Raw genomic sequence first — 6,797 nt, 5'->3', positions numbered from 1 at the left:
GCTGGAGATCTGAGTGGGTTCCCTCACGGGAATGCGCTCCTTCGTCATGCAGGGTTGCATCTCGCTGAGGCAAGCTCTGGGAAGTGGAAAGGCCAAATTGTTCTTTCCAAACGTGGAAGATCACGCCTGCTGCGTTACTTCTTCCTTGCGACCATGAGTCTAGTGATGAATAACCCTGAGTTTAAAGCCCTACACTCGAACAATGTTAAAGTGAAGAAGATTAAGAAAATGAAATCCATCATGAAACTATGTGGAAAACTCGCCCGTGTCCTAGTAGGAATTGCTCGTAATGGCTCTGCCTATAAACCGGAAATGGTCTTCCCTCTTGAACAACTAGCAGCGTAAATTTACATTCACATTGTTATTTAACGAAAGTTGGCTTATTCGTAGGATTTCAAAGAAAGCACGAAGTACTGGATGTAATGAACAAAAGGGCAATGACCCGTTGAGACATGAGAGGGAAAGCCTCCAGGGGCAGCGTGGAAAATGCGTGCAGCATATGTAATAATATGGGATTTTTAACAGATCCCCTATTTCAATCTGCCCTCATCTTATCAAAACGGTCCTATCTCTTTCATTCATCTAAAGCAACCTATACCATGTGGTTTGAAATCCTGCGAATAAGCGAGTATTCGTGAGCATTATCTATTAAACTGAGGGAGTTCATTAAGAAAAGCGATTCTTGTTAAAGAATCACGCCCATTCATCAAGATAAATAATAATAAAAAATAGATTTATAGATTCATTGATATTAAAGGTTTTCTATCTTTCACTTAAAATAATTTAATACAAAAGAGAAAAAGACTATGAGCAAAATTATGAGCATTTTCACGATCATCAGGGTAAGGAACTTTTCCTTACCCTGATCCATATTTGCTTTTTGTAAGGACTTAACTAAAATGTGTCCATGAAACTATACTAACTCCATTATGTTGATCAAGTATCATATAAAAAAATCGAGTGCATGACTTATTCTCAAATACATTTACTCTTTAATAAATTCACTTCCTTTTATCGGATCTACATTCCCAAGCTGAAAAACAGATGGTCCATACCAAGGGTTGCTCTGGGCATTGCTGTCCCTCCACCAAAAGCAAACTTCACCAGTTATTAATTTGCATACTACCCCAAATTCACCCGAATGAGTTTCAAATAATATAGGAATTCCCGTAACATCTCTAGCGAATGTCTCAGATTTATACCATTTCCCCCCCGGGTGTTGCCAATAGTGGGTTAAAGTAGAACCTGAGCGAACGATAAGCTCTAAAACACCAAATTTACCTTTTATCGGAAGTGAAATAGAATAATTATTTGGATTGTCTTCATACCATGGATATTCCTTGTTTGTATACAGTTCTGAATTATGGCCCTTTTCAATATGTTGGATTAATTTCCTGACAGGATCAGCTTTGTCTCGAATAATGGGATGACATAGATAACCGCTATTGTTAGTAAGGTAGTATATCATTTCATCCAGTGTAAAGTAAGGACGATAACGTATCATCTTTGAGTCCAAAGGGTTTGGATATTTTTTTTGCCTGAATCCAAGTTCCTTGGCCATATTTACAAAGAAAATCTCATCCATCCCCCAGGAAGTGGTTTCTATTAAAGCTTTTCTTAACTTACCCTTCCTTTCTGGTTCAAGTAATGCTTTAACAAAAGGCCTCGAAATTACCTGTCCAACATTGAAAGCTCCATACAAAGGATTTATATTAAATAATTTCTTCCATCTATTAACGTCTTTCTTAAGTTCCCTTCCAATATACCAATCTTTACTTGGAATCCTAAAGTTCACCCCCATGTAATCCGTATCTTTCATTTCATTTTGAATAAATTCTTCATATCCTTTTTTGATAAACAAAGCATCTGAGTCAATATTAATAAAATATTCATACTGAATCCCTAATTGTTCCAACCATTCCATCGTTTCAAGAAAATAAATGGTAGTATGCCCATACTTTAATTTACGACTAGAGGGGCAAACAGGAACACCTAGACCTTCACAAAGCGTCCTATCAAATCCCCCGTTGTATAAGACGATTGCACTGTTAGGGCAAAAATAACGGACATTATTAATTAGTTGCTTGACTAACTCTCTCTTTTCATGAACAAGGATGGCAAAACAAATTTTGCTTTTAGGTGATCTCATATATGCATTTTCATTGCTGTTTAAAATCTCAATATTATTAATTTGTATCTTTTCTATATTATTCTTCCGTTCAGAAATAAGATTGGTCATTTCCTTCTTATTTCCACTTGCGCGTTTATAAAGGCCGAGAAGTTCTAGATTCGCTTTACCATCTGGATTTGTTCCGTAGTTTGAAACGGGATGCCACACGTGGTAAATTTCTCCTGTAACATTCGCTAATTTACCACAAAGTGTCTGAACAGAAAGTGAAAAAGCATCATCTTCGCCTCCCCAGCCACTAAACCGTTCATCAAACCCTCCGGCTGCCTCAAAGTTCACTTTGGGTATGACAATAAGTTTTCCCGCAAATCCTGTGTAAATCCAATTTGCTTTGGTACATTCTTCAGATTTAACATCAATAGGCCACTTTGGTTCTGTTTGAAGTAGTCTTTCTGTTCCTGACCTTTCAATATCATAAATTTTAGTAAAAGGAACCACCCATGCTGCTTCATTAAGTACCTCTATTGCTTTAACAATAAGTTTAGGGTCATAAACGATATCCGCATCAGCTATTACAAAAATTTCTCTTGTTGCTTTTTTAGCTGCTAAGTTTACAGCCTTGGATTTATTAATTTTATCGTTATCGATTAAACCCAAGCATAATTCAGCTTCGGGCATGATACGTTCATAATACTGTTTAATCCATTTAAATGCTTCCGCTCTTGGACCATTGTCTGTTTGGAAAGGTATAATTATTGAAACCTTTTCTAACAAAACTCTCCTCACCTACCTTGTTATTAATAAAAAGATCAATCCAAATGTTCATGATACTATACGTAATTTGAAGCAAGTTTGACACAGCTTTAAATCATACCTTTCTAAATAGTTTACTATTCCTTATTAAATACCCAGGTATAGTAGGAAATAATTTTAAATCAAAATTCCTATATATAAAATCTTTTTATTCACATAATTGATTGATTTGCCCCATTCAAATCAACAATCGTTCGCATTTTATAAAGTAATGTACTGATGCATGCTTTCAGATGGTTTTGAGGATCTGAGTGCGGGTGGTGCAATTTCTGATTTGGAGAGATGTAATGTGAAACTTGGTATCATGTGCGGAATCCCATTAAGTGGTAAATCAACATATGCTAAAGTTCTACAAAGCCACGGATGGGTACGTGTATCTATTGATGACCTCAGGCTTTCTTTACATGGTCAAATTTATAAAGCAGAGGCTGAACCACAAGTGTGGAAAATAGCTGAACTTATGGTCAGGTCGTTGCTAAAAAGTGGTCATAAAGTAATTGTAGATACCACAAACAGAACAAGGAAGCGTCGTAAACAATGGAGACGTGTAGCTAAAGAATTTGGACTTACGTTAGAAATTTACCAAGTAGATACAGATTATGAAACATGTAAAGCAAGGAACAAAGATCTAATGCGACTACCTCAGGATGTATTAAAACAAATTCATAAAGAATACCAAAAACCTACATCGGATGAGGGAACTATTATTATGGTAAATTAGGAATCGTATTCAATATAAATAGAGGTGATAATACCTCGAACCTACTTAATACTTTTATAAAAACTATGGTGTATAGGGTAATGATAGGAGGAATTCAAGTGAAAAAGTATATTTCTTTTGATGTCGGAGGGACAAAAGTAAAACACGGACTCTTATTAGAGGACGGAACTATTCTTTCAGAAGGCAGTTACAGTACCCCGTGTACAAATCTAGATAAATTTATAAAAAAAATGGTAGAAACAATTAATATGTACTTAAGTAATAATCATGTGTTGGGTGTAGCTATAAGTTTACCAGGCTTTATTAACCCGTATACAGGTTACTCAGAACAAGGAGGTGCTGTTACCGCGTTAATTAATCAGAATTTAAAGAATTTATTAGAAGCAAAAGTTCCTCTACGGGTTGAAATTGAAAATGATGGAAACTGCGCTGCTATAGCAGAAAAAATAAGTGGTAATGCCAAAAATTGTACCGATTTTATATGTGTCACAATTGGCACTGGTATTGGAGGGGGGATTTTTGTTGACGGTAAACTTTTACATGGTCATAGATTTAGAGGTGGTGAATTTGGTTTTATGATTACTCAAGCAAATGGGGAAAAATTCGGTGATATATGGCACTCCACAGGTTCAACTTCTGCCTTAATTAGGAACTATAAAAAACTTAAGGGAATAAGTAAATATGAAAGTGTTAAAGGCGAGACCGTTTTTTTAGAGGCTACCAAAAGTAAATCGGTAAAAAAACTTATTGACGAATGGGCTAGAAATATTAGTTATGGAATTTTCAACCTAGCAGCAACTTTAAACCCACAAAAAATTTTAATTAGTGGCGGAGTATCTCCCCAACAGGATTTGTTATCTACTATTAAAAAACAACTAGAGGAGCTCCCTTGGTGGAATGATATTAAGATTCCTGTTGAACTATGTAAACATCGAAATAACGCAGGAATGATTGGGGCAATGTATCATTTAATTCAAAAACAAAGATTATAAAAACTTATTATTTAAGTTACGGTTCACCTTAATGGATGTAGCCGAAAACAATAAAAAAGGCTTTGAATACTGCATCCCTCTAGGATTTCTCCATCTATCGTCTGTCAGCAACCGGACTCCCATGGTACTTACCCGGGTTGGACTTTCACCAATTAGCAATTAACTATTCAGTTGAATAAGAAAAGCGATGCCCTATATATCAGCATCGCTCCTTTAAGATGAATAGAGTCGACCTATATGAAATTGGTAATCTAATCGGTCAGCATACATAAATAGAAAATGTGCAGAAAGAAGAATATCAAATTCTCCATCCTTAAACGGTAAAGAAGGGAAAGTAACGGGAATGTATCGGTCACTCGATTCCCTCATATCCCTAACACAATCGTTTAAAGCACTTAAACGATTTTTTCTAAGACCTTCTATTTCTTTAAAATACCCCCAAATATAATTACTTTTTGCATTTTGCATATGCTCCATATCGTGTTCAATATCCTGAAGACCTTTATTTTTTAGTTCTTCACCCGAATGATAATACGCAATATCACGTAAAAGAACAAGCCCCTGCTGGACAATCCAGTATTTTTTTTCACTCCAGTTCTTCTACCGAAAGTGAAAACATATCCAGATACTCTTCAAAGGTTCTTCCAATAAAAATAATTCTTTCTAAATCTAACTTTGTACGTTACTAAACTAAACTCACCTCTTATAAAAAGAATTAAATTTATATTATCGCAAACAATTGGTAAAATTAACCTTTACTACTTTTTATTGTTCAACTATTCTGCCCCTTTAGTTCATTAAGAAAAAGGCTACCAAACGGCAGCCCCTGATCTCAACTAACGCACCCTTTAGTTCATTAAGGATTATTGAAGATGACACAAACTGTGCTGTAAAAAAGGCACTAAAGTGCCCAAGATTCACATCTTTCATTTAATTGGTGTAAAAGTAAAGGTTTCCTTGTATTTTCTGCCCTGAACTTCTTTACTGTGCGGTTTTTCGTGCCAACTTATTTCAAATTGAAGTTCTCTGGATTTACTCGATATAGGGAAATTCGGAAACTCAAAGACCTGTCCCTGATTAAATTTCTCATATTGAAGGTCATTGATACTTAATCCGTATTTTGTTTCAGTATTTGGTTCATTTCTGTAAGTGTTGAATTCAACACTATCGAGGTCTTTACCAATATTTGTGATAACCACATAATACCTTTCAAATTTATTATTAGTAGTTTTTGCCGTTTCTTTAGCCTTTTTTATTTCGATTTTCCATTGATCAGATTGCTTTATGATAGGAGTTTTAAATAGTTCGTCTGCCTCTGCTGATGCATTTGAAACAATTCCAGTGGCTAAAAAGCAAAAAATAAATAATGAGGTTATTAGTTTTTTCAAAATTGCTGCCTCCTGTTGTATTAAATCAATTTTTGATTAGTTTTCCTGAAAAAATGAAAAAAACACATATAAATTTATTTCACAGTACGACTACAGTGTGCTTGTGGAACTATCCTGTCGTATGGTTGCATAAAGAAAAAGCTGCCTTAAAGACAGCTCAGATCTTCAGCTAACGCACCTGTTCGTTTAATATTTCTCTATTCTTTATTTCTCATCATTAAGTTTGAAAATAGAGGATAATGTTTCACCGTCTTTCCCTTCCAAAACGCCCCCTACTTGCTTTCCATCTTGCACGACTGCGGAGCCAGTTTCGTTGAACCACACCTTATATTTTTGCCCTTCCTTGTTATCCTGGTCTATAAACCAAAATACAGCATCTTCTTTGCTTTCTTTATTAACTGATGCTGTTTTATCCCATTTTACATCTACCGTAATGTTTTCAATTTTTTTCACATCATCTTTCTCTGATATACCTTTTCTATCACTTAATACACCGTTTTTCTGTACCATTTGATAGCCAACAACTTTTGCTTCAGGAGAACCCGAAGTTTTAGAGGAACTTGAACATCCCCCTAACGCCACAATGATGACAACCAAACTTAAACTCCATAATAATTTCCTCATACTCACACCTCTTTTTCCCAATTGTACCATTTATAAGAAATATAGGATGAGGAATTACAATCTTTTATCAACTCTATTTTACTACTTCTTATGCAACTATCCTGCCCCTATAGTTCCATAAGAAACTCCTA

7 protein-coding genes are annotated in these 6,797 nt (G+C 35.3%); 3 read left to right on the top strand and 4 right to left on the bottom strand.

Translation table 11 applies throughout. The features are described 5' to 3' along the window. Positions 1 to 345 (top strand): transposase (locus J7I96_RS27745; RefSeq protein ID WP_215048217.1); only part of this gene is annotated, 345 nt, incomplete at its 5' end. 640 nt (positions 346 to 985) lie between these two features. Here J7I96_RS27745 and J7I96_RS27740 read toward each other — a convergent pair. Beyond that, positions 986 to 2,902: a galactosyltransferase-related protein gene (locus tag J7I96_RS27740; RefSeq protein WP_214922307.1), complete on the bottom strand. Its 1,917-nt coding sequence runs from the start codon at positions 2,900 to 2,902 to the stop codon at positions 986 to 988. 328 nt (positions 2,903 to 3,230) lie between these two features. Between J7I96_RS27740 and J7I96_RS27735 the strand changes: the two genes are divergently transcribed. Both J7I96_RS27735 and J7I96_RS27730 read left to right on the top strand, forming a co-directional pair. Then, positions 3,231 to 3,662: an AAA family ATPase gene (locus J7I96_RS27735; protein ID WP_214772965.1), complete on the top strand. Its 432-nt coding sequence runs from the start codon at positions 3,231 to 3,233 to the stop codon at positions 3,660 to 3,662. Positions 3,663 to 3,760: 98 nt separating this feature from the next. Beyond that, on the top strand, positions 3,761 to 4,654 hold the full coding sequence (locus J7I96_RS27730; RefSeq protein ID WP_214922309.1) for an ROK family protein: 894 nt from the start codon (positions 3,761 to 3,763) through the stop codon (positions 4,652 to 4,654). Between the two features lie 213 nt (positions 4,655 to 4,867). Here J7I96_RS27730 and J7I96_RS28300 read toward each other — a convergent pair whose 3' ends face one another. The 3 genes from J7I96_RS28300 to J7I96_RS27715 form a co-directional block, all read right to left on the bottom strand. Continuing rightward, positions 4,868 to 5,131 (bottom strand): hypothetical protein, encoded by a 264-nt coding sequence (locus J7I96_RS28300; protein ID WP_251029275.1) that lies wholly within the window; start codon positions 5,129 to 5,131, stop codon positions 4,868 to 4,870. A gap of 449 nt (positions 5,132 to 5,580) precedes the next feature. Continuing rightward, on the bottom strand, positions 5,581 to 6,042 hold the full coding sequence (locus J7I96_RS27720) for a hypothetical protein (protein ID WP_214922310.1): 462 nt from the start codon (positions 6,040 to 6,042) through the stop codon (positions 5,581 to 5,583). Positions 6,043 to 6,246: 204 nt separating this feature from the next. Next, a complete protein-coding gene (locus tag J7I96_RS27715; protein WP_214922312.1) occupies positions 6,247 to 6,666 on the bottom strand; it encodes a hypothetical protein in 420 nt (139 codons plus the stop codon). Positions 6,667 to 6,797: the final 131 nt, after the last annotated feature.

The organism is Bacillus sp. ISL-78, assembly GCF_018613455.1.
Lineage (GTDB): Bacteria > Bacillota > Bacilli > Bacillales > DSM-1321 > Peribacillus > Peribacillus frigoritolerans.
This window is presented reverse-complemented; position numbering and strand designations above follow the sequence as displayed.